This is a genomic window from Bacteroides sp. 90-K9/2 (assembly GCF_047310725.1).
GTDB classification, from domain to species: domain Bacteria; phylum Bacteroidota; class Bacteroidia; order Bacteroidales; family Bacteroidaceae; genus Bacteroides; species Bacteroides vicugnae.
Genome location: NZ_JBCGVL010000002.1, coordinates 291540 through 317836, shown reverse-complemented (window position 1 = coordinate 317836; position 26297 = coordinate 291540). Strand labels below are relative to the sequence as shown.

General features: G+C 39.4%; 15 protein-coding genes. 5 read left to right on the top strand and 10 right to left on the bottom strand.

The features are described 5' to 3' along the window. Window positions 1–10: 10 nt before the first annotated feature. The 8 genes from AAHJ11_RS08650 to AAHJ11_RS08615 all read right to left on the bottom strand — a co-directional run bounded on the left by AAHJ11_RS08650 (window position 11) and on the right by AAHJ11_RS08615 (window position 13534). On the bottom strand, window positions 11–2353 hold the full coding sequence (locus tag AAHJ11_RS08650) for a zinc-dependent metalloprotease (protein WP_148367709.1): 2343 nt from the start codon (window positions 2351–2353) through the stop codon (window positions 11–13). Window positions 2354–2368: 15 nt separating this feature from the next. Continuing rightward, window positions 2369–4036 (bottom strand): PKD-like family lipoprotein, encoded by a 1668-nt coding sequence (locus AAHJ11_RS08645; protein WP_195648683.1) that lies wholly within the window; start codon window positions 4034–4036, stop codon window positions 2369–2371. 16 nt (window positions 4037–4052) lie between these two features. Next, window positions 4053–4733: a DUF4843 domain-containing protein gene (locus tag AAHJ11_RS08640; protein WP_148367707.1), complete on the bottom strand. Its 681-nt coding sequence runs from the start codon at window positions 4731–4733 to the stop codon at window positions 4053–4055. Between the two features lie 9 nt (window positions 4734–4742). Beyond that, entirely contained in the window at window positions 4743–6266 is a 1524-nt protein-coding gene (locus AAHJ11_RS08635; RefSeq protein ID WP_217723018.1) for a RagB/SusD family nutrient uptake outer membrane protein, read from the bottom strand. 16 nt (window positions 6267–6282) lie between these two features. Next, a complete protein-coding gene (locus AAHJ11_RS08630; protein ID WP_217723016.1) occupies window positions 6283–9633 on the bottom strand; it encodes a SusC/RagA family TonB-linked outer membrane protein in 3351 nt (1116 codons plus the stop codon). Between the two features lie 132 nt (window positions 9634–9765). Further along, window positions 9766–10899, bottom strand: coding sequence for a FecR family protein (locus AAHJ11_RS08625; RefSeq protein WP_234131774.1), 1134 nt, complete (start codon window positions 10897–10899; stop codon window positions 9766–9768). A gap of 32 nt (window positions 10900–10931) precedes the next feature. After that, complete coding sequence (locus tag AAHJ11_RS08620) at window positions 10932–11441, bottom strand: sigma-70 family RNA polymerase sigma factor (protein WP_148367703.1); 510 nt, start codon at window positions 11439–11441, stop codon at window positions 10932–10934. A gap of 44 nt (window positions 11442–11485) precedes the next feature. Then, window positions 11486–13534 carry a helix-hairpin-helix domain-containing protein gene (locus AAHJ11_RS08615; protein WP_320974705.1) on the bottom strand — a complete coding sequence of 683 codons (2049 nt, stop codon included), beginning with the start codon at window positions 13532–13534 and terminating at the stop codon, window positions 11486–11488. A gap of 145 nt (window positions 13535–13679) precedes the next feature. Between AAHJ11_RS08615 and AAHJ11_RS08610 the strand changes: the two genes are divergently transcribed. After that, window positions 13680–14258, top strand: coding sequence for a DUF4294 domain-containing protein (locus AAHJ11_RS08610; RefSeq protein ID WP_148367701.1), 579 nt, complete (start codon window positions 13680–13682; stop codon window positions 14256–14258). Window positions 14259–14291: 33 nt separating this feature from the next. On the opposite strand, the gene AAHJ11_RS08605 is transcribed toward AAHJ11_RS08610, so the two are convergent. Together AAHJ11_RS08605 and AAHJ11_RS08600 are read right to left on the bottom strand one after the other, a co-directional pair. After that, complete coding sequence (locus tag AAHJ11_RS08605) at window positions 14292–15206, bottom strand: DUF4380 domain-containing protein (protein ID WP_297284863.1); 915 nt, start codon at window positions 15204–15206, stop codon at window positions 14292–14294. Then, window positions 15206–17485 (bottom strand): GH92 family glycosyl hydrolase, encoded by a 2280-nt coding sequence (locus AAHJ11_RS08600; protein ID WP_195648687.1) that lies wholly within the window; start codon window positions 17483–17485, stop codon window positions 15206–15208. The genes AAHJ11_RS08605 and AAHJ11_RS08600 overlap by 1 nt, the downstream gene beginning before the upstream one ends. Window positions 17486–17898: 413 nt before the next feature. On the opposite strand from AAHJ11_RS08600, the gene AAHJ11_RS08595 reads away from it, so the two are divergent. From AAHJ11_RS08595 to AAHJ11_RS08580, 4 genes are read left to right on the top strand one after another with little or no spacing between them, the layout of a single operon-like run. Beyond that, window positions 17899–20961 carry a SusC/RagA family TonB-linked outer membrane protein gene (locus AAHJ11_RS08595; protein WP_195648688.1) on the top strand — a complete coding sequence of 1021 codons (3063 nt, stop codon included), beginning with the start codon at window positions 17899–17901 and terminating at the stop codon, window positions 20959–20961. Window positions 20962–20979: 18 nt separating this feature from the next. Continuing rightward, the gene (locus AAHJ11_RS08590) at window positions 20980–22590 is read left to right on the top strand and encodes a RagB/SusD family nutrient uptake outer membrane protein (RefSeq protein WP_148367697.1); all 1611 of its coding nucleotides are present in this window, start codon (window positions 20980–20982) and stop codon (window positions 22588–22590) included. Between the two features lie 2 nt (window positions 22591–22592). Further along, window positions 22593–24359, top strand: a complete 1767-nt coding sequence (locus AAHJ11_RS08585) for a hypothetical protein (protein WP_320974706.1) — start codon at window positions 22593–22595, stop codon at window positions 24357–24359. A 4-nt stretch (window positions 24360–24363) separates the two neighbouring features. Then, window positions 24364–26001: a glycoside hydrolase gene (locus tag AAHJ11_RS08580; protein WP_320974707.1), complete on the top strand. Its 1638-nt coding sequence runs from the start codon at window positions 24364–24366 to the stop codon at window positions 25999–26001. Window positions 26002–26297 lie beyond the last annotated feature (296 nt).

Sequence of the window (26297 nt, the reverse complement as noted above, 5' to 3'; positions counted from 1 at the left end):
ATCATTAAAATTAAATACTATCTACGAGAAACATTGCCCGTTTTTTAGCAACCGGATCCGTAATTCTATGACTATAATCAAGACCTTCTTCCTTCATTCTATTCAAAGTCTGCATAATGGAAACCAATAACCTCGACGAAGTTACCTTTTCTGATCTATCCAATAATTTAGAAAGTTTATTCACATAAAGTAGCTGCACTTTATATCGGGCATCACTTACAAAAACGTTATCATCCCATTCGGTAAATAATCCGTTATGTATGCTTTCCAGAAAATCATCTACAGACAACATATCCTCGCAGGCATTCTCCGTCTCCCCCACTTTCTGAAGAGAGCGGATTATTTCTGACATAAGCTCTTCATAAAAGCGGTCGAACTCACGACTACCATCTATTTCCAGATTGGTGGTCAATGTTTTATCAAACATCCACACAGGAGGCTGTAATACATAAGTCTGTATAAAGTTCATAACCTTTTGATTGTAAGCGGCTTTTTCTGGTATGTAAATATTCTCATCCTCCGTTTCAGCAAGACGTTTCCCACCCAAATGAGACAAAACATGCCGCACCCACTGTTTATAATGATTTAATACCGCTTCATAACGTCCCTGCAATACGCGCAAAGACGTTTTATCCGTCACCTTCCAGGCATCAGGATGTTCACACAAATATTTCAGATTCTCTATCCCCTGTGCATTAACCACAACATGGTCATTACCTAAATCTTCCGCCTGCGCCCGTACATCCACTCCACCCGAGAAATGTAATGAAGAATCTTTCTGCTTTTCCTGATTCCACAAATCCCTGTTCTTCTCTCTTTCGGCAACATTCTTACCCGGGAATATGCGGTATCCCCATTCAATGGCCCATTTGTCATATTCACCGACACGTACCCACCTGTTTGTCAAATCAACCTTATCTTGAGGACGCAAAGCGTAATTACACCGCACATAGTCCATAATGGAACTTCCTATGCTATACCGGCTCAAAAAATCATTATCACGTAACTGGTCTATGGAATAATGGGAACTACCCAGAAAATTATGTTTCAACCCCAATGTGTGGCCGACTTCATGCGTCAGCACTTTTTTTATCTGTTCGTATTGCAAAGAGTCCGGCAACTCTATATTCCATGCCTGCGGATCATTCGCTCCACATTGAGCAAAATACCATTTCTGCTCCAGATTCAAGACACTGCTGAAAATTCCGATATGACACGCAATAATTTCACCGGACCGAGGTTCGCAAGGCGTTGGCCCATAGGCGTTATTTTGCCCTGATATTTTCCATGAAATAAACGGATAACTGCTATCATAAATACTAAAATCAGAATCTTCTTCAACGGTAGGAACCAGTCGCGCATCAATGGCGTTCTTAAAACCGGCTTTCTCAAAGGCCGGACGCCAGTCGCGCACTGCTTCAATGATACAGCCGATGTACTTTTCCGGTGTATTACGATCTATATAAAAGATAATAGGTTGTATGGGTTCCACCAATTCTCCCTTCATGTATTTTTCTTCATCTTCCGGCCTTATCTCCAGCCTCCATCGTTTGATAACAGCCTTCCGGTCGGCAGGCTGATCGCCCTGAAAGTAATTTTTGTCGATTACAAAATACGCTTCGGTATTAGCAAAAACGGGATCCAGCGGTTCTTTTGATAATAATTTTATGCAGATACCTGTATCCCAGTCTCCTATATAAGGAGGGGCAACAGGCTTACCGCGCATTCCCATTGATGAACTTTGATAAGTTCGTGTCGCATGTATCAACAGACGGTTATCAAATCCTTTGATTTCCTTGATACAGTCTTTTTCCCTTAAACGTGTACCTATCAACAAATCAAAAGACACAATATCAAGAGTAAACAAAGGAAAATCTTTTAATACTTCACCAATCTCTACCAGGTTACTTTCCGGATTCTTTGCTTTGACCGGCAATATTTTATAAAGTCTTTCATTTCCACGTCGGGCGGCGATCTTTGCATACACTCCTTCGGGATCTTCTATCACCCTTTCATGTTGTGGATCCAGCATCCACAATTCGTTCCCGTGTTTCCGGAAACTGAAGAATACCGGACCGATCATATCACCCGAATATCCGAATTTCTTTTCCATATCCCGATCCGGACGGGCAGGAGCAGCCAGAATAGTAGTCGTAACGACAAACTCGCGTCCAATCAATGAATCCGGAACTTCCCAATAGATACGACCGTTACTGCGATAAGTGGTAAACATACCGGGAATCACTTCTACAGATGCCTCTTCTTTAAAAAAAGCAGCAATGTCCGGCTGCTGACCGTACAGACAAGTACAGACAACAGCCAGAAATATTGCACCGATAATTCCTTTCAACATAAAAAACGATTTATACTATTCATAATTATAGGTAATATCTACAATCTTGCCAATGGGATGATCGGTGTCTTCGTACATACAAATACTATTCTCTTCACGCGAAACATCACCCGCCACCGTCAGTTGCAACTCTACAACTACACCTTTACCAGCAGTATTAATACCTAGTCCGATAGACATACCTATTTTCTCCTTATATTTGCCTGTCTCCTCATCATCATCTTCCGCTCTCACACTTTCAGGATCCTTAAATTTCAAACTGGCTATCTGTGCTGACGGATCTGCCCCGTAAGCATAAAGTTCAACCACCCTTCCACGATCAAGGTCAATGCGGTACAATCTATTACCTGACGTCATAAATATAAGATTTGCCGTATAAGCATAAGAAGCGGCGAATTTTGCTGTTTCTACATCCACTTCAGACGGCAGAGAAATTATATATCGGGCAGCACAAACAGGATCTTCATCCTGCGCACTGAATTTAAATACAGTCAATTCTTTCCCGTTTCGTGGAGCGGCAACTGCATAAGCGAAATTTCCCCAGTTTCCCCCTGTAACAATATCACGTACTTCTAAAGACGGATCAATCACATCCGGATCAAACACATTAGCTTCATCTGACATTGAATATGTGGAGACAGGTTTCTGGTCACTCCATTTAGTTCCATAATTACGTATATTTTGAGTGGCTGAATTCATCATATAATCACTGACACCTGGAATAAATGATCTAAGAAAGCAATGATTTTCAGGATCAAAAAATAGCATACCACCACTATACGAACCATAAGCGGAAATAGCAGGAAAGTCGCTCCCCTTTTTCACAGAGAATGGTACGCAAAATCCATCCATAGGAGCACAATATGCCCTTTCGCTATTTACAAACAACTCACCATAAGCAGTCATCTTATAATATTCGATATTCAACGGTTCACCTTTTTCCACCGGTTCAAAAAGTATTTTATTTGAAGGATATTTCGTCATTAGTGTACTTGGAGTCAACAATGCCAAATCCTGATCCGTCACTAACATTAACGCTGGACTTACTTTAAAACCCATAAAAGACAGCATACCACTTAAAAGCGAATTCCCATACTCTTTTCTTGCACTTACCGCCAAAGGTTTCCCATCTAACGGAAAAGATTGATTCGATTCTGACTTAAATACATCCGGATAAACATAATATCCTTCCGGAGTACCTTCTATTGCTCCTAATACACCTTTTCCTTCTTTTTCCTGCAATACAAACCAGCAAGGATTCAAAGGACGGATAATTACAACCTCACCTGTCTGATACCAAGTTGTTCCGTTTATTTTATCCGTAATGACCAACATCAAACCTATATTTTCCGACTCATAAGCCTCGATTGTTACTTTACACTCTTTACCTATGGAATAATCTTTATAATCACTAAGTCTGTCCGAACCTGCTTTCTTCCCTTTTATCGTTTTCTTCCATTGAAACACTAGATTCTCCTCATTTTGCTCCAAAGTTTGAGAAATCTCGGGTATAATTGAAATTTCCACCGCTTCCTCCTTTGGCATACGCACTTTTGTTTCAGGTATTACGATGTCCATTGTATTCACATCATGATAATCGTAATCTCCCTTATCATCATAACAGCTTGTCTGTAACAAAGCTGCTCCAATAAAACTTACTATACAGATGATATATTTTCTCATAACGTTTCCTTTAATCTTATTCATATTCAATTTCATCACCATCGTCACCCAAAATGGGAGGATTTCCAGCCTCTATATACTCTTTATAAGCCTGCTGGATTTTTACCACGTCATCATCTTCCAAATCATCCCACACACGCTGGCACACATCCATAATAAACATATATTTATTATCACTATAACTGCCGAATCCTACATAATCACTCCATTCGGCCGGTTTAAGTTCCCATCTGACATTCAGCACCACCTGATTCTTCTCCACCAGTCCTTTATCAAACTGATGAAGAGGATTATCCAGATCAAATTCCAGATAACAACCATATACGTTTCTACCTGACTCTACTTTCGGACGATTGATCTTATAATAAAATACCTGATAAACAGTGTCCAGTTTGGTGTATGTATACTTATCTTCCAATATTACATCCACCGGATTTCGATAATCACTATTTGGAGTTACTTTCACACAGAAATCGCGATTTTCTTTTAAAAGGTCTCCTTGTATACTTACCGTAAAACTATCTATAGCATAAGGTTCTGTCTTCACATAATCTGTATCAACCAAAGTACGAATATATGTACTTCCATAAAAATTAATACGGGATGTCTGGCTATATAAGTCTATCTCACTCTCACTGCATCCTGCATAGATGCCGCAAACAAGAATAGCTAAAACAAAGTATATAATACGTTTCATAAGACTTCATCATTTAGAGTTGTTACCAAAAATATACTCATCATCCGGTAATGTCATCTGATAATGAGCTTCAGTCATTGCTTCCAGCCCACAACCATAATAAGTGCTATAATTATGTGCTTTCAAAAAATAAAAAAGCTGGCCTTCCGCAAAATATTCTTTTCTATATTCTTTCATGATTTCATTGATACGCTTAGTCTGGTCTTTATTTTCTTCCGAAATAATATCAAGATCATCATATCCGGTAGTCAGAATCTCATCACTGTAAGAGATACCACGTGCAAAACGCACAGTATTTAATGCGTCGGCACTTTCCGATGCAGAAGATGCACATTCTGCTACAATGTAATACATTTCGGGCAAACGGATCAAAGGAACAGCATCAGCACCGGAATAGGTATATCCGGCATTGAGGGGTTTTTGATTATATTTTCTGCAGAAAACGTTTGTGCTGCTTGCCCCATTAATGACCTGAAACATTTCCGTATTTTTTCTCCAGTCAGTATTCCCTACATCAGCTGTTTCATAGAAGAGACTGAATTTATCTCCATCCAGATAAAAATGTTGCTGAGTATTCGTATTTTCCATATCCATATAGTTTTCAATAAGCAGATTAGAAAATTCATTTACAGTGATTCCGAATATCTGCTCTGCGTAACGTATGGAATTATAATTAGAAGCAGTTTGTGATTTGTACAACGTAAAATACTTAGAAGCAGCAATCACTTGTTTTGCATATTCTGTAGCCAATCCACGGCTTTCAACATCACCTTTGTAACAATATACACGAGCTAGCATCGCTTTTACTGCATACAGATTCATACGAAACTCACGATTAACAAGGAAATGGTTTTTCTCTCCATATTCCTCATCCGTTTGGTTTGTGAAGAAATCAAGCGGATCACTTTCCTTCAGCAATTCTTCAGCCTCATTCAAATCTTTAAGAATAGCGATAACCACTTCGCCGGCTGATAAAACAGGGGTGGCATCTTTATTAAAAGCAGTTCGATAGGGGATAGCCTTTGATGCAGGGTGTTCCTTATAAACAGGACCGAACATGCGCAACAAATCAAAATGAAGAAAAGCACGAAGCCCCAGTGCTTCTCCTTTCATTGTTCCGTAATACCGTTCGGTAACTAGAACATCTTTATTCCTGTCTACGTACTCCAGAAAATTATTAATGTTAGCAATGATATTATACATAGTCGAGTAAATTGCATTTTTCTTACTCAAGAACATATTTTCATAATCGAATACGATACTCTGTTCAAAAACAGCATTGGTATTATATCCGGGATAATCGGAGTATAATCCGGCCAATTCATCCAAGTAAGCATAAGTCAAATCTCCGGCGTATAAGGTAGTAGTTCCCAGCTTCAAATAAATACCTGTAAGAGCATCCTTGAATCCTGATTCCGATTCAAATTGTTTCTCGGTAGGGATAGAAGTCTTCGGAGATACATCCAACCAGTCGCTGCAAGACGTAAGCCCCAGCATTGTTGTTGTCAATAGTATATATATTATCTGTTTCATACAAATATGTTTTTAATTAGAAAGCAACATTCAAAGCAAATGTAAACTGACGGGAATACGGATAGTATAAACCTCTTTCGCGTTTCACTGTAGACCAATAGAAAAAGTCCTCCATATTAAACGTTACCTTAGCAGAACTCAATCCCCAATGAGTGATAAACTTCGTATTAGTACGGTCCATACGATAATAAACAGACAATGAACTTCCCTGAAATATATTTTCATCCATAATGAACCGTGAAGTAGCTTTCGTCTCCCATCCGCCAGGGTTAAGCCCACGGAATTGTGCCTTGTCACCCGGCTTCATCCAACGCAGTTGGGTCACCCGCCGGTCTACATTGTATTTCAAATTGGCATTTTCCACTTTGTCAAGCAGTGTCTGATTGTATACCTGACCACCAAATTGATACCTGAAACTGACATCTGCTCCCCATCCTCTGTACGTAAAAGAAGAATTAATATATCCCTGCCATTTAGGTTCTGTATTTCCAACAGGTACTACATCATTGGCATTCCAGTTAGTGGCATTTGTCATTTCTCCATTACTTTTCAGTAATATTTCATCTCCTGAAGCCGGGTCAATACCCAATGAACGCACTACCCAAATGCGAGAAAGAGATTCACCTTCTTCGTAGCGTGGCAGTGGTGTATCCTTTAGTTTTAATGCATTCTGATCGTTCACATATTTCATCGCTTCCGATATTTTGAGTAATTTGTCTGTATTATGAGAACCGTTTACCATAATTGTCCAATAAGCCTGTTTAGCAACGTTCTTATAAGGAATAGCAGAAAAAGAAAGTTCCCAACCCTTATTTTCAATCTTTCCCAGATTTTCCGGATAACTGCTAAAACCAAGAGAAGGAGCAAGACTTATATCTGTAATCATATTGTCTGTCACTTTCCGGTAGTATTCCACACGTGCGGTAAAACGCTGATCAAAAAGTCCTAATTCCAATGCAAGATTCGTGCTTTTTGTAGTCTGCCACTTTAAGCCTTCATTGTGCATGGCCAAAATTTCCGATCCTGTCGCATCGGATGAATAATAAGGAAGCAATAAATTGGAATAGGTGTAATAGCCATGTGCCTGATAAGGGTTGAAACCTTGTGAACCGGTCGTACCATACGTGCCTCTTAAAATCAAGTCAGAGATGAAAGAAACATCTTTCAGGAAATTCTCTTTTTTCAAATCCCAACGTAATCCCGTCGACCAGAAAGGTGCCCACCGATTGTCTTTTCCAAACTGGGAGGAACCGTCCAGACGCACATTAAAATCAAATGAATACTTATATTTATAAGAATAACCTCCGGCAACAACCCAACCAATGGAACGTGTTGTACTTTCCAACCCATCTACTTTCTCATTATACTTCTTACCAAATAACAAGTTGTCCATATTATCATTCGGAAAACCCGTCACATAGTTTCCATACGTCTCCGAATTATTTTCCAATACACTCATACGGGCATTAGCGGTCAGATAATGATCTTTCAACTGTTTGTTCCAGCTTCCTGTCAAATCTATTCCCCACTTGACAGATTCACTCTGGCTTTTGCGATAATCACCTCTTAACGTAGGATCAGTCACATTATCAAAAAAAGTATGTTGCGCAGGACGGAACATATCGCGATGTCCCACACTTTTGGACAAAGAGAATGCACCTTCAAACCGCAATTCTTCAGTAGGATTATATTCTAACTTGAAAAGTTCGCGCACTGTAAAATTCTTACTCTGGTCTTTACTGTTGAACGTTGTATTATACATGGGGTTCAAATAACTCGATTCACCACCTAGTCCTTCAAAATTATCAAGACGTTTCTGTATCTCTCCATTTTCTCCATAAGGACGCAAATAAGGATTCAAGCGGGTGTATTCGCTAAAACTTCCCCATGGAGATTCATCAGCCACTGAATTATCCAATGTAATGCTATTCTTTAACAATACTTTTTTCAGACGATACTGAAAATCAAGCGAACCAGTCAATACATCACGATTACTGCCCTTCATCACACCCGGAGAACTGTTATATCCGACATACATACGATAACGCAAAGCTTCGTCACCTCCTTCCAGTGTAACTGTATGACGTTGTTGAAAAGAAGTCTGCAAAGGTTTATCCAACCAGTAGGTATTTACTCCCGCCAAAACTTCACGCAACTTTGATTGATAAAGTCTCCATTTTTCAACTGTTTCACCACCGTATGTATAAAGCCCGCTCTGTAATTCCGCATCTATCTTTTCTCTTGAATTCATCAGGTTATATCCAGTCATATCCGGAGCTTCAATACGAAGTTCACCGCCATAAGTTACCCAGATACGCCCCGGTTTAGGCGTCTTACTTTCGATGACAATTACCCCATTTGCCGCACGCGATCCATAAATAGCTGTAGCCGCCGCATCTTTTAGCAAAACGATGGAAGAAACCCGGTCGGGGTCCATATCGGCAAGCGCCTGTATACTGATTTCAAATCCGTCCATGATAAGCAATGGTTGATTGGCATAAGTCTCATATTCCCCTTGGACCGCCAATACGTCATTACTGGCTGAATTAAAGTCTACCGTAGCTTGTGCATTCAAATCCATATTTGCACTACCACGCATACGCATATCAGGTAGATTATTCGGATTTGACCCCATATTAATATTATCTACGATACGAAGCCCGGGAGCAACAGCCGCAATTGCTTTAGCTACATTATTCGTACTATATTTTTTCAGATCTTCGCCCTTTATAGTAACAGCAGAGCCGGTAAATCCTTCTTTTTTCCTATTAAACATACCTGTTACCACCACTTCATCCAGTGCTTTTGTATCAGACTTCATCACTACTGACATAAATGTTGAAGGATTCAACAACTGAGTTTCCAAACCTACATAAGAAATCCTCACCTGACTATCTTCCGGAACATCAGAAAGCTGGAAATTACCATTATTATCTGTGATGGTACGGATATTGGCATCTTCCACTATAATAGTGGCACCGATAACCGGAAACCCGTCTTCTTCGGAAAGCACTTTTCCTTTTACTTGTGAAATATTCTTTTTAGGATTCTTTTTAGTGATATTGATAAATTGTCCGTCAATGTGATATTTCAATGGATTTTTCCCGATAATCACCTTTAAAGCTTCACCAATAGTAGCTTTCTCAACTTTCCCGGTAGAAGTATAAGAACTAATCTCATCGTAGATAAAAAGAACTTTATATCCCGATACTTTCTCCAAATGTTTAAAAATAGAAGGTAATCCTTCATTTTTAAACTCCATCGTTATTTGCTTTTCTTTACCTGTTTGTGCTTCAATGCGCCACGAATACGCAAAAAGGAAAAGCAAGAACAAAACAATGAACTTTTGTGCCTGATTTTTTTTCATAAGCCTGAATAGTTAAATAGTATTTCATTCTTTTAATTGTATACGAAGTTTAAAAAAGAATGGTTACCCTTAAAAGAATTTATTTTCAGAAATATGTATTCCTATTCAGATTTATGACGTTTTGCTCGTTTTTTATTCAATAATAAGTTTTCCTGTTTCAAAATAGGCATGAACTCTCTCCATTCGATTCAATAATTCAATCAAATTAAAAATGTCTTGATGACGATTTGCAAAGAAATGCATACGGAGATCCATAATTTTACTGTTGCGGAATTCTATATCTATATTGTACCAACGCCCTATCTCTTTCATCATGTCAGCCAGAGGGATATCATCAAAATAGAAAAATCCTTCCTTCCAATACAAAAATGATTCTATATTAACTTCACTCACAGCAAATGTTCCGTCAGTAGAAAGTTGTGCACTTTGTCCCGGCTCCATTTCAACGTTATGAGTTCCGCAGGTATCGCTGACAGCTACTTTTCCTGTAATTAATGTGATACGGACATCGGCAGGAGAGTATCCACGTACATTAAACTCTGTTCCTAAGACACGAACCTGCACATTTCCGGTTTTTACAATAAAAGGATGTTCGACATCTTTACTTACTTTAAAATAAGCTTCCCCTTCCAACGAAACGATCCTCTCTTTTCCCTTAAAAACGGTAGGATAAACCAACCGGCTGTCCGAATTCAAAAAGACTTCAGTTCCTTCGGATAAAACAACTTTGAATGTTTCTCCCCTGGGAATACTTAATCTATGTATTTGTACTTTCTGTTTTCCGACCTCTTTATTTTCTGTCTGAATAGTACGATGATAGTCAATTTTTTGATCTTTCAAAGGTCTTATTTCCTTTTCGTCATCAATTTGCAAAGTAGCTTGTGCGATGGCATGGTTTGCTTCAAAAATTTTAATACTTTCCAGTTTTGGTTCCGGTGAAATCATCATTGTACGTAAAATCAGGATTACAATGACAGTTGCCGCTACTCCTGCAATAGCAGTCCACAGAATACGCGTATTCTTCTTTTTGTTATTATTCAAACGTTTATTATGAAAGTCTACCAATTCTTTCTGAACATTAATTGCCAGTGTATTTTGCTTTTGCCGCATCTCCATCACAACCTCTGCAATATCAACACATGCCTGGAAACATTCTTCATCTTTCTCCAAGCCATGTAATTGGTCAGAAGTTATATGGGAAACATTCTCCATAATTTTCAAAGCTTCTTCTTCCGACTTATTTATATTTATATTCTTCTCATCCATAAATAATTCATTCAATATATAATATTTACGTTTTAAAGTCCATCCCGGTTACCTTTCCGGCCTAATTCTTCACGAAGAATACGCAAAGCCTTCACTATATTCTTATGGATAGCCGCAACACTCACATTTAATTCTTCAGCTACCTCCTTGTACTTTTTATTATGAATATAACAAGCTTCCAGAATATGGCAGTTGTAAGGAGTCAACTTTTCCATCGCCTTGCGTATCTGAGAAATACGTGTATCTGTCTGCTGCGAACCAGACTCTATGATTTTATTGGTTAATCGTGAAGCAAATTCCACATATTCTTCATGAATATTTTGTTTACGGAGATAGTCGATACAACGCGTGCGGATAATTGTATAAAGATAAGTTTTTGCCGTAGCTTCTTCTATTTTATCATAATTACGCCACAAATATTCAAAAGCATCACTTACAATATCTTTGCATACTTCAACATCGCTTATAAAATAGTATGCAAAATACACGAATTGTGCATACCATTCATTAAACATTCTGTCAAAAGTAGTCCGGTCTTTCATTCAATATCGTATTCTTCTGTTATTTTTTGGCAGACAAATATACATTAAAACTTGATACGCAGTTGCATTTGTACATCTGCTTTTTTATTTCCACAGATCAAATCATTGCCGGAACCGATTTCGTTACGGTCCAAATAGACAGTTTCACCGAACTTGGTTATCAACAGGAAATGTTTGTTCAGTTCATATCTTAAACGAACGGCACATCGGAAGCCACGCCCTTGAAATGACGGAGTGTAAAACGTATAAAGCAGTCCGCTTTCCGAAACATATACACGCGAATCATAATCATCTGTAAAAAAATAACTGCCTTGAACGTCAGCAAACAGCCTGGCCCAAGGCAGTTGGGAGGATATCATTTGTGTAACCTGATATCCTTTATTAGCAGCTCTGTCCTGAGAATGAAAATGATTATAATCTAAAGTTGTACGACTGCTTAACACATCTCCCAAAGAATAGTTCAAACGATAGCGAAGCTGATGATGAAAAATAGGAAGCGTTAGCGTTCCTTTACTACCTGTCCAATCACGTTCTTTTTGTTTATAGCGATACTTTAGATACATGGATAGATTACTAAGTGGAGTGAAAGTAGCTTGAACCAGACCATCTGTTCCACGGGAGGGTTTATTTATTCTGTATTTTTTCCATGGGAAGGAAAACAAATCGAATGATGCAAAGAACTTCCAATAGGCAAAAGGAGAAGTCTCCAATCCGATATAATATCCCTGTTCGTTTTGAGTCGTACTTCCCTCACCGAATGAATGGGTGAACATAGCCCAATAATTATAGGAATAGAACCGATGTATCAACATGATTTGGGTGTTTTGAACCGGTGAATACTGCAAACGGTTCAAAGAGGCCCAACCTTGTTTTCCTATCGCTGTCTCTCCCTGAAAAGAGAAACGATGCCAACGATAAGCATACTCTATTCCTAAATTGTAGAAGTTATTGCCGTGGAGATTGTATTTGGAATAGCCTGTTAATTCCGGTTCATAAGATCGGTTGAAAAGGTAGTAAATAGCGGTGATACCCAGTCTGATACGGTTGTGTTGATAACTCACATTTCCACCTGTTAATTGCATAGTGAACAGATGCTTTTTATCTGCTTCTTTCCGGCTCCGGTGTAATCCGGTTTTATAGATAGAGGTAATTTCTCCATCTGTTATCACGCCATCCAATGAACGATGCGAATAAAAACCGGAAATGTCCCAATCCTTAGATAAAGCAACTGTGGCAGCCACTCCTCTGAAATAATTGTATTCATCACTGGAAGAGTGTTTCTTTATCCTGCTGCTACGATTGTTGAAAGAAGAGGCATAGACTGTTTTTCCCATCAGATAATCAGTGCTAATCACCAATCCTTGTCCAAAACTAAGCCGATAGTTACCAACAGCTAATGCTTTTAATCGCCCACAATCTTTTAATAACAGATAAAAGGAATAATAATCGTAGCCATAGCGATTGTGTAAAGCTCCCAAAGGTTCTCCGGCATCTTTTTCTGCAACGACTCCTGCATAGAGTCGGTCACTATATCGGAAACTGTATTTCACAGAGTTATAAACAGAAGGTCCTAAATAAGTATGTTCATAACCTTTTCGTTTATAAAGTGGTATATCAAAGCGAGTTAACAGTTCATTTTTTCCATACTTCGCTGCGCTTTTCAACATAGTTTTCCACCGAAAAGAAGATTCATTGTTAATAGCTTTTATACAGACGAATGGTAGTAAATACTGGATTGTCTGCTTATCCATATCTTCCACTAGTTGAAGTTCATAGATAGTTTTCATCTGTCCGTGTATATAGATGTAAGCCAGCAGATGTTCAATCTGAATATCACTAAGGAAAGGAAACTGTTCGAGTTGTTCACGGGTAGCAACATTCAAATTAATAGGTTCTTGCAGACGATTGGAAAGTTCTTCCAATTCATTCTCCCAATTCAAGGTATTAACAGAGTTATTAATATCGTTATTAACAGATAAATCTTCAAGAACATCCTCTAAAAGACTTTCAGAAAGGTTTTGAGCACTACAAGCAGGAATTATGAACAGGCTGTTTATAATACTTATCAACCGGATTAGTTGAGTAGTTTTCATCAATAAAATGTGTATTATCTTCTCGCTTTTTTACATACAAGGGGGCAAGGATACTTTAAATAGGTTAACGTCTGAAAGATATGTCTGAATAATAAAATTTTAATTCTATTTTTGTATCGTGAAAAGAAGGCTTAACATAGTAGTAATGACACTGTTTGCCACTGTTTGCTGCTCACTACATTTGCAGGCACAGGAAAAACAAAGCATCAATGGATATTTGGTTCCGATGTGTATCTACAATGGAGATACAATCCCAAGTATCCAGCTACCGACTGTGTATATCTTCAAACCACTTAAGTTCAAAAATGAAAAGGAACGTCAGGAGTACTATCGATTGATTCGGAACGTGAAAAAGGTATATCCTATTTCCAAAGAAATTAATCAGGCTATCATCGAAACTTATGAATATCTTCAGACTCTACCCAATGAGAAAGCCCGCCAAAAACATATCAAACGGGTTGAAAAAGGATTGAAAGATCAATATACTGCCCGAATGAAGAAACTCTCTTTTGCACAGGGAAAATTGTTGATAAAGCTTGTGGACCGTCAAAGTAATCAGACTAGTTATGAACTGGTAAAAGCGTTTATGGGACCTTTCAAGGCAGGGTTCTATCAAGCATTTGCCGCACTGTTCGGGGCCAGTTTAAAGAAAGAATATGATCCGCAAGGTGAGGACAAACTAACGGAACGCGTGGTATTGATGGTGGAGAACGGACAAATCTGATACCACAAGTCCTTACCGGTGCAAAAGCAAGCTTTATCTACGTTTTTTTTGTTTATCTATATATCTTTTCAATTTGCTGGTCCAATCAGATACTCTCCCGTCGGACACATCTTTCAAAAACCATTTTTGTTGATATACCAAAGACTCTCCGGGTGACAGTTCTGTATATCTTCCGTGATTTTCAAGTTCCAGATACCGCCCCTTCGGTGCTACGAAAATCTCTGCTTCACCTTGTCCGGGAGGAACTTCACCGGGTCCAATGTCCGGGAAACATTTTATAAACAGAAGCTCCTTATAATAATGAGCGATCCAACCTTCATAAGCAGTCGAGTATAATTTCTGACCTCTCTCATTGGTACCATCCGGACATGGAACCCACATTATACCCTTATCCTCATATGCTCCCGTGACATCAGACTTATTCATCTGATCTGCCTCTCCTACAGGGAAAAAGCTCAAACCTCCATGCACTCTCACCACATCCCAGGGGGCAAATCTCTTTAGCTGGCAAGATACATTCCGAACAGAATAATTAATCAATATAGATGAATCTCTTTCTGATACAGAAAACTCCTTAATGATAGAGATACCGCTTAAAGAATCCGGCGAACTCACCAGTCGAAGAATTTGTCCGTCTATCTCTGCCTTATAAGGAAGCTCATCGACACACCGATATTGTGGCCAATAGTTTGACTGTGGAGATAACCAGAACGTTGCTCCGTAATACTTACTATGTACCAAATCAGAAGTCAGCAGTTCCTTATCTCTGCATTTAAAAGAAATAATCCGTCCCCCCTTTTTTGCCGATACGCTGAAAGAGAGGTCAGCAAAAGACAAAACATACACATCATTTTGCTTATTTATCCGGCTTTTTTGGGGCAAAGAAGACTTGCAACCAAAACACAAGCAAGATATAAACAGATATAACAGGAGCTTCAGACTTCTCATTATTCACTTAGAATTTCAGATAAAGACGGAGGTAAAACCGAATCCCCAAAGTTACCCGGAACCGAACCCATCGTAAATTCCAAGATTCCTCCATCCACTATATCGGTATGTGTAATAAAAAGCTTATTATAAACCTCACCATTAAGTTTCACCGATTGCACATATATGTTCTCATCATTCCACCCTGCTGTTTTCACTTTAAAGAGCTTGTTTCCAATGGTAATTTCAACATTTTCTACCATCGGTTTACCCAGAATATATATTCCTTCCGCGGGATTCACAGGATAGAATCCCATCGCGCTGAAGACATACCAAGCCGACATTTGCCCGCAATCCTCATTACCACATAATCCGTCCGGCCGATCAGTATACAAAGTAGACATGATTTCATGCAACCGTTGTTGAGCTTTATGAGGCTGGCCCGCATAATTATAAAGATAAGCTACATGATGGCTAGGCTCATTGCCATGTGCATACTGGCCGATAAGTCCGGTTATATCTATCGGCACATCATGGCCTGACATACCCATAGGCATGGAAAATAAGGTATCGAGAGCATTGACAAATTCCTCACTGCCCCCATATAGATTTATCAACCCTTGCACATCGTGAGGAACAAAGAAAGAGTATTGCCATGAATTTCCTTCCACCCAATCACATTCCCCATAAGATGAAAAGAAAGGATCAAACGGACGGCGGAAACTGCCTTTGCTCGAAAAACCGTTCATTAGTTTATATTCTTTGTCAAAATATGTTTTATAACCGGAAGACCGGCTTATAAAATAGTTATAATCATCCATCTTACCCAAGTCCTTGGCCATTTGAGCTATACACCAATCGTCATAGCAATATTCCAAAGCCGCAGAAACCGATTTATTGTAAATGTCATAAGGAATATAACCGTATTGTTTCAGCTCTTTCACACCAAAGTTATCCTGCATAGCCGATGTCCTCATGGCTTGATACGCCTTTTCCACATCATAATTTCTTATACCTTTGAAGTATGCGTCTACAATAACCGGAATGGCATGATAGCCAATCATACAATTTGTTTCACTCGACCATAATGGCCACACCGGCAGTAATCCATACTGATCATACTGCGCAAGCATAGATTGTACCAGATCGTTCGTTTTATCTGGAGCAATCAACGTTAATAACGGATTCTCAGCACGAAAAGTATCCCACAGCGACAACACTGTATAGTTATTGAACCCTTCGGCTGTATGTATCTGTTTATCAAGGCCCAAGTACTCTTTATTCACATCATTATACAAATAAGGGGCCAATAAAGAATGATACAGCGCTGTGTAAAAAATTATTTTATTCTTATCAGAAGCTTCTACCTTAATCTTTGATAATTCTTTTTCCCATATCGACTGTGTCTCGCTAAGCGTTTTGTTAAAATCCCAATGCGGTATCTCTTCCGAAAGATTTTGAAGTGCATTTTCTGCACTTATAGCAGATATTCCCACTTTTACTAACACCATCTCATTAGAGGAAGTTTCAAAATTAAGAATAGCTTTTATATTTTTGCCGGAAGCTTGTTTTTCCTGAATAAACAGATCATCCACAGCAACAGACAAGTCAAATGCCTTAGATACTTTCAAAGCAAAAAACAATTGTTGTTCACTCCAGTATTTTTCTCCGGGCTCACCCCAGCCTTTTGTCCTCCTTTCACCTATTATTGTACAACTGTCTATCCTATTCATGGAAGTAAAAAGAACAGAATCAGTTGCGAAATGATGAGATAAATCCAATATAATATGAGAAGATTTACTTTCAGGAAAGGTATAACGATGAAAACCGCATCGAGGAGATACGGTCAATTCAGCCATAATATCATAATCTTTCAACCTTACTTTATAATATCCCGGAGATGCAGACTCCTCATCATGTGAAAAACGGGAGCGATATCCTTCATCCGGTTTATCTTTCGATCCCGGATTCAATTTCAAATTTCCCGTCGCAGGCATCAACATCACATCCATCAGATCGGAACGTCCTGTACCCGAAAGATGCGTATGAGAAAAACCAATGATGGAACTATCGGAATAATGATAGCCGGAACACCAATCCCATCCTTCAAGTCCTGTGTCAGGACTTAATTGTACCATTCCGAAAGGGTATGCTGCCCCCGGAAACGTATGTCCATGTCCACCTGTACCTATTAATGGGTCGACAAAGTCCAACAAACTATCTGCACTGATAGTACTATTTTCGTATCTGCACCCGGACAGGGCACATAACGCCATGATGGTCCATATTATTTTTCTCATCTTTTTCTTTAGATTATTATGAAGCAAATTTATCCCAAAATCTCCATATATATGTCTACAAAAAGCTAAGAAAGAAGAGAAAAAGGAAAAACAAAACGCGAACAAAACATAAACAAAGTACGATAATGACCACGTACATAAGCGATTGCTCCCAACCTTACCTCTATTTGATTTATAGCATCCCCAAAAAGAAACAAATTTCCGGTACAGTCATCCAATAATAGAATATATTTGTCTTGAACAAAGACGAGAGAAACCCTCTATTATCCGCCAAACCCTTGGCCAAAGCACTTTTGTTTGTATTTTGTTCATGTTTTGTTTTTACTTTATTGCTTTTTTCATTCGGTCACATTGATCTAAATGCAATACTTTTACAGCAAAATTCGTTTTGTATAACTTTAAAATTTAAAACAATGAAAAAGTACTTAAAAATTAAGCTTCTGATATTGATATTCCTGACGGGAATACAATATACGAACGCACAGGGTACAGCAGTCGTCAATGGAGCTGTTATTTCCGATCAGAATGATCCTCTGATAGGTGTTACAGTGACCGAGACGGGAACTACAAACGGGGTAATAACCGATATAGATGGTAAATTCTCGATTAAGCTGAAAAATGCTACCGGGAAACTGACTTTCAGCTATGTAGGATACATTACACAAACAATCGCTGTAAACAACCAAAGTAAAAATCTGAAAGTTGTATTAACAGAAGACTCTAAGCAGCTGGAAGAAGTCATCGTCGTAGGTTATGGTGTACAAAAGAAAGCGAATGTATCCGGATCTATTACATCTTTGGGCACACGAGACCTACATACGATGGCCACCAATGATGCCTCTCAAGCCCTACAAGGAAAAGCACCCGTCTATGTATCAAGGAAAAGCGGATTACCCGGTGAGGGTTCCTCTGTATATATGCGCGGTGTAGGAACACTAAATAATGCCGCTCCACTCTGGATTATCGATGGAGTGCCTGGAATGCCACTGGATAATTTTAATGAAGTGGAGTCTATCCAATTATTAAAAGATGCCGCATCCGCCGCCATCTATGGAATTGAAGCAGCCAATGGAGTCGTATTGGTGACAACCAAGAAAGGTGCTAAAGGAAGAATAGCCGTGAACTACAACGGATACGTAAAGATAAACCATGCCCTCGGACTTCCTGAAATGCTGGGAACCCAAGGTTACATTGATATGTACAAGGCCAGATGGATGTCCAACAATCCGGATAAGGGCGAACCTACAACTAATGATATTAAATCGTTCTATTTCCTGACTCCAAATGAAGTATCGCAATTACCTAATACTGATTGGGTAGACGTTATGTTTGGCACCGGAATAGAACATTCTCATAGCATTGACATCTCCGGAGCTTCCGATAGATCATCTTATTTCCTTTCTGCCATGTACGAGAATGACGAGGGTACCTATGTGAATACAAACTACGAGAAATGGGCCATTAAAACCCGATTCGAACAAACTCCATTGAAATGGCTAAAATTCAGTCAGACAGTAAATTTCAGTCACTCAAAAAGAAAACATAATGCATTGAACTGGCAACACGTCCTTCGCGCTAATCCAGCCATGAATGTATACGATGACACCAACCCGATGGGTACAGGATATGGATACTTCACTGATGAATTTGCAGGAACAATCGACTGGCAGGGAGGAAACCCATTGGAAAGCGCTGACTTGAAAGATCATTGGGAGAAATGGAACGTTGCATGGGGAAATTTGCAAGTAATCATCACCCCGATAAAAGGACTGGTATGGACTACCAACCTGACAGGAACTCTTAGCAATCATGCGACTTCAAGCTTCTTATATAATACATTTGGAGGCATATCAACCAACTCTATTGACTTTGTGGAAGGAAAAAACATCCAAGGACACCAATTGGATTATTCTCACAATCAAAGTACTTCCTACTTGTTGAATACATACGTAAACTATAATAAATTGATTGGTAAACACGATCTTGGAGCAATGGTCGGTTTCGAAGTAAGAGAATCACGTAATGATGACGCATCAGGATATGCTGAATGGGGTATACCGGCTCAAGACTTAAGAAGTACTGCTCTTACCGATCACAGAGACGGTACCAACTCTTGGGCTACAGGAAGTAGCTACTCCATATTCGGACGTGTTACCTATGCTTATGACAACCGCTATCTGCTAACAGCGAACTTTAGAAATGATGCCACTGATATATTTGCTCCGGGCAAAAGAAGCGCTTTCTTCCCATCTGTGTCTGTTGGTTGGAACATAGCCAATGAGAAGTTCTTTAAAGTAGAAAAGATTAATGACTTGAAACTAAGGTTTGGTATCGGAGAAATTGGCAACAACAGTATAGACAAAAACTGGTGGAGACAAGAATATAAATTACAAACGAATGGTACTTGGTTGGCCCAGAAAACTCCGAATAAAGACGTAACATGGGAAAAAACAAGAATAACTAACATCGGAATAGATCTTGGAGCATGGAATAATGCTTTTACAGCTACTATCGACCTATACAACAAGAAAACACGCGATGCATTGATTGAACAAAAAATGCCTTCACATATCGGTGTTGGTAGTAGTACTTATAAGTTGAACAAAGGAGAAATCAGCAACAAAGGTATTGAAGTGGCTTTGTCATACAGAGGATCAATCAATCATTTCAACTACCTCGTAAGTGGAAATATCTCGTACAACAAAAATAAAGTACTAAACATCGGTAATGCCAGCTATTTGTCCGGAGGAAGCTTCAATCGCACACTCGTAGACGGACCGGTAGCAGCATTTTGGGGATACGTAGCAGACGGATTGTATCAAACACAGGCAGAAATAGATGCCTTGAATGCGATATCAATGGAAAAATGGGGCGTAGCATACGATGCAGGAAATATAGGCCCGGGAGATATTAAATTTAAAGACCTGAATGGAGACGGACGTATCAATGATGAAGACATGACTTCAATAGGTAACCCTTGGCCAACATATGTATATGGATTCAATGTGAACTTGGAATACAAAGGTTTTGAGTTCAACATGAACTGGCAGGGGGTAGCTGACAGAGATATATACAACAATACCAAACAATGTCTTGAAAATATGAATGCTGACTGGAACTCAACTCCGGATGTGTGGAATGCATGGACACCCAACAATACCCAAACCAGCCAACCTCGTCTGGGTAATGCTACCCACAACTATCAATTGCCTAACTCATATATGGTTGAGGATGGTTCATACTTGAGATTAAAAAACATTCAGCTAGGATATAACTTTAAGAAATCGGTAGTATCTAAAATGAAATTATCAAAACTGAAAATTTATGTAGGAGTAGAAAATGCACTGACATTCACTAAATTCAAAGGATTTGATCCTGAATTTATAGGTAATAACAATGCCGAACAGGGAGTATATAGCTTAACTCAATATCCTCAGTCCCGTTCTATTTCATTTGGTCTTAATGTTGGTTTTTAATCAGATAAAAATATAAATATGAAAATTAAATATATGTTCATAGCAGGATGTCTGCTTCTGACATCAGCATGCAGTGATTTTCTGGATCATCCTCTAACAACGTCTGTATCAGACGATAATATTGGAGAAATCATACAAAAAAACCCCGCAAAGTTAGGCGAATTTTTGGGAAGCGCTTACAGGTCTCTAGGTTCTATCATGCTTTATGGAAGACAGACGGAATATATGTCAACCATGTCGCACGAAATGGATATTGATTGGCTGGGCGAAGAACAACGTAATCAATGGGCCATCAATGGGCTCACTTCCAGCAACAAGAATGTAGAAGAGGCCTACATAAAATACTATAAAGCCTTGGCTTCTGCCAATCTCATGCTAGACTTGATCGACCATGTAGACTTGGAAGCGCTGGATGAAGAGAAAAAAACAATGGTAATGAACTTCCAGGGTGAAAGTTTATTTTTAAGAGCATTCATACATTTCGATCTATTACGCCTGTTCGGAGAACAAGGACCTTCTTTCGGGGGAATGTATCCAAACAACAAGGATGCGAAAGGAATCATTCTGATGGAAGGTATTGCAGACGCTAGTAATGCAATTACAGCCAGATCAACTATTGAAGAATGTTATCAATTGATAATCAAGGATCTGAAAAAAGCCGAAACCTGCATTGGAGACAACCAGATCCCGGTCAATACTGCAGTACCCGGTCCCGGCTATACAGACACTGATTATACAAAAGACCAGGGATGGGCCCAAAAACCGGCTGTACATGCATTACTCGGAAAAGTGTATCTGTATATGAGCGACTATGCCAATGCCAAGACAGAATTTGAGAAAGTGATAGGCGACAGCCGCTTCAAATTGGACAAACCGGTCAACTTTACAGATTACATTCAGCATACGGACAACAATCCCGAATGTATCTTCTCCCTGCAATATTACCTCTCGTCAGGAAGTGCCTATGATGATGCCCCCCAACATCACCTGGTTCGTATCTTCGGAGGAGCTCCGGGTGCCTGGAACAACTTTTTCGTCGATCAACGTACTGCTGCACGATTCGGAGACGATCCACGTCTGTATGAAGCTACATTATACGATTATACATGGCAAGCTTGGAGTACAGCCACTACCGGCATTACATTTATAAAGGCGGATACGGATGTGCCCGATTACAGATATTACGCACGTAAGTATACCGACTTCTATAACGTGTCTTCACCTGTATTCTCAACCAAGAATGTAGATATCATCCGCTTGGCGGATATTTATCTGATGTATGCCGAAGTAATGCTCAAACTGAACTCTGTAGATGTGGCCACCGAATATGTGAACAAAGTCCGTCGCCGGGCATGGGGAGAAAGTAACTACGACGTACCCGGTACAAAAGGAGAAGATTTTTCGACTGTCACCATGGAAATCCTTCAGGAAGAACGTTACAAAGAGCTATTCTTTGAAAATATCCGTTGGTATGATATTTGCCGTTGGGGAATATTGGAACAGGAATTGGCCAAATATCCTTCAACAAAGGCAGGAACTGTACATTACGATCCACAAGACTATTATCTTCCGATACCTGAAAGTGAATTGAGAACGAATCCATTAATGAAACAAAGTAAAGGATATTAAGTATGAAAAAGCTGTTGATTTTACTGGCATTTGCTTTTCTGTTTCTCTCTCTCACCTCTGCGTCTTCTTTTGACGAGCGGAAAAAATATCTCCTTGATTATTACTCCAAAGCCCGTCCAAACGACCAATATTGGGGAGATAACGACATCAAGACAGCAATGGGATTTGTTTTAGCTCGCCTGGAAACAAAGAAAGATGTCAAGTATGCTCTGGATATGCTGAACCGGATGCAGGAAGATGCACCCTTCGACATGTTCGATTGTCATCAGAATATCGACGCGTATCTACGCTTTCAGTCTGTATACCCGAAAGAGCTGAAAGAGAAGGTACGGAAACGTATGACAAGCGAGGATTATTTGGCAGATGGAAGTACCGAAAATCATAGACTGATGTTTAAAACAGCTGGATATCTTACCGCACTGGCTTTCCCCGACTGGGGGAAAGCCGACACGGTAATGGCACATTGCCGTTCAGTACTTATGGATGTAATGGATAAGACGGTACGTTATGGTATCAAAGAGTTTGATTCTCCTACGTACGGCACATTCTATATCACTTGCCTTCTTTCTTTGTATGACCACAGCAAGGATGCTGAATTTAAGAAACAGGTACAAATGACTCTTGAATGGCATTTACTCAACATGGCACCCGAATGGTTGAATGGTTATTTCATATCTTCCTCTCTACGGGAATATTATTTTGCTTGTTCTCCTCATATGATGAGTCCTTATCCACTTTTAGGCTGGTTGTTTTTTGGTGGCGGTCCCAATCCGGTATTAGAGCAAAAGTATGAAAACGGAGAGTTGATTGTGAACAATGAAGGCTTTTACTCTGTACTGGCGGCCGTTTCTTCCTATCGTGTACCAGAGATTATACAGCATATAGCATCGGATAGAAAAAATGCATACGTACATAAAGAATCGCATGATATGACTCCATTTGCACAACTCAACTATCCATGGGGATTCAAGAAATATACATATATCAACAAAACGTATGGATTAGCCAGTCAATGGGATGGAATCAGTCTGGGATGGAGCGCGCAGATGCGCCGGTGGAAACTAGTATGGGAATCGGATGCACCCGCAAGTACTTTCTTCCTGACTCATATCAGTCATTATGGTAGATCAGCCGAAAGCCTTTTCGGAGCTACTTGCCGCGAACAAGTGCTACAACATAACGGCACGTTGCTGGCCATGTATAAAATAGAATCGGAAGAACCCCATCCGTATGTGACAGGAGTAGTGCCTATTGATGCAATAAAACAAATGAAAGAAGACAAATCCGGCTGGATATTCTTTGACGGAGGAAGTGTTCTGTTTGCCGTAAAATTCTGTCATCCATACACATGGGACGAAGACCGGATGTTCCGCGGGGTAAAACATAAGATGTTACGCTGTGACCAACGTGGCACTGCCGCAGTCATAGAAACCTGTTTGCCGGATAAATATCAGCCTACAGGAACGCAAACAGCTTTGGACCTGTTTGCAGAAGATATACTAAAAACAACGAAACTGGAATACATCGTTACTAATCCGGAATACCGACAGACCATTTATCACTCACTTAACGGTGATACACTAAAAATTATCTATAACTACGGACGTTTCATCAACGGAGAAAAGGTGGATTATGAAAATTGGCCTTTGTATTCAAACCCATGGATGGAACAAGCGGTGAACGGACGTTTCCTGAATGTTTCGCATGGAAAAGAATCACGCGTGTATGACTTCAGAAATTGGAACGTGACAGATAGTAAAGAGGATTAATAATATGACGAAATCTATCTTATTCAGCCTGCCACTGGTATTCGTCACAATTGCTTGTTTTGCCCAAGACTATTATGGGAACAACCGTAAGCAGTGGCTACAAAAAGCAGAGCAATATAAACCGAAACTTATAATCACAGAGAAAAAGCCACTGAAAGTAGTGGATATTGTACCCGACGCACAATCGTTTCAGAAATACAAAGCAGTAGATGTCAGTCCTATCGACTCCTTGTACTCTATGCCTTTCAGACTGAAAAAAGAAATTACGATTGACTTCGGAGAGCATCTGACCGGATATTTTAGTTTCTCTGTAAGGAGTACCGGGCTTGCAGCCGACGGTCCGTTAAGGTTTAAATTGACTTTCGGAGAAGTTCCTTCGGAAGTAGCTGTCCCTTTTGATTCTTATAAAGAAGGCTTAAGCAGGGCATGGCTGCAGGACGAAGTTGTTTCTGTAATGTATGTGCCGCAAACAGTCAATCTTTCACGCAGGCTGGCTTTCCGCTATGTGAAAATAGAGTTGCTGGGCAGTTCCCCTTATTATGATTTCAACATACATGATATAAAATGTATGGCTCAAACTTCTGCCAGAAACATACCTGAAGAGCTTCCGCAGACAGTTGATCCCATGATAAGGAAAATAGATCGTGTCGGACTCAATACACTGAAAGAATGTATGCAAACCGTTTACGAGGATGGTCCGAAGAGAGATCAGCGTCTTTGGATCGGTGATTTATATCTGGAAGCTCTTGGCAACAATTATTCTTACAAGCAGCACGACCTTACAAAACGGTGTTTGTATTTATTGGCCGGATTGAGCGATCTGAACGGATATCTGTTGGCTACTGTAATTGAAAATCCTGTGCCAAGAGCCCAGGACAAACAGTTTCTTTATGAATATGCGCTATTATATAATGTAACATTGAAAGACTACCTGGAAGCAACAGGCGATATGGAAACTGTCAAAGACTTGTGGCCTGTGGCTAAAAAGCAGCTGGATATTGTCCGTACCAATGTCAAGACGGACGGATTGATGGATTTTGAGAAAGTAAAGAAAGACTGGTGGGTATTTTTCGATTGGAAAGAGGATTTGTATAAAGAGGTTCCCTTACAAGGAGTATCCATATTCGCACTAAAGGAATCCTACAAGCTGGCTCAACTGCTCGGAAAAGAAAAAGAAGTTGCCGACTTGCCTCAATTAACTGATAAAATGATAAAGGCTGCCCGCAAAAACTTATACAACCGGAAAACCGGCTTTTTCGTCGGAACAGGCGACAAGCAGATTTCCTATGCTTCACAAATATGGATGATCTTAAGCGGAGTTGCCAGTAAAGCTGAAGGCAAAAAAGCTTTATCAGCATTGACTACAACACAGGATGTTTGTTATCCCGGCACTCCTTATATGTATCATTATTATATTCAGTCGCTGATAGATTGCGGAATGAACCTCGAAGCAAAAGAGGCTTTAGTCAATTACTGGGGAGGAATGATTGCCAAAGGAGCCGATACATTTTGGGAGGCATACGATCCTACAAACGACTTTATTTCTCCATACGATTTTTATCCTATCAACAGCTATTGCCACGCTTGGAGCTGTACGCCTGTTTATTTTATCAGGAAATACCCTGAAATATTTCAGAAGTAAGGTGTTCAATACAAACCACTAAGAATACTTTTAATTCTGTATATCGCAAAAATTTGGAAACGCTCTTTTTATGTTGTATATTTGTAGAACAAGAATATAGATCATCAATCAAAAAAGACGAATAAAGTATGGATTTAAAAACAAATAAATTGAAACAAATAAACTAAGTAATTATATAAAAATACAGTGGACAGAAATCCTGTCAATAGCTAAGGCTGCGAAATTCTATGAATTCTGCAGCCTTTCTTGTTACATAAATTCAATATAAATGCCGATAAAATCTTCCATATAGTTTT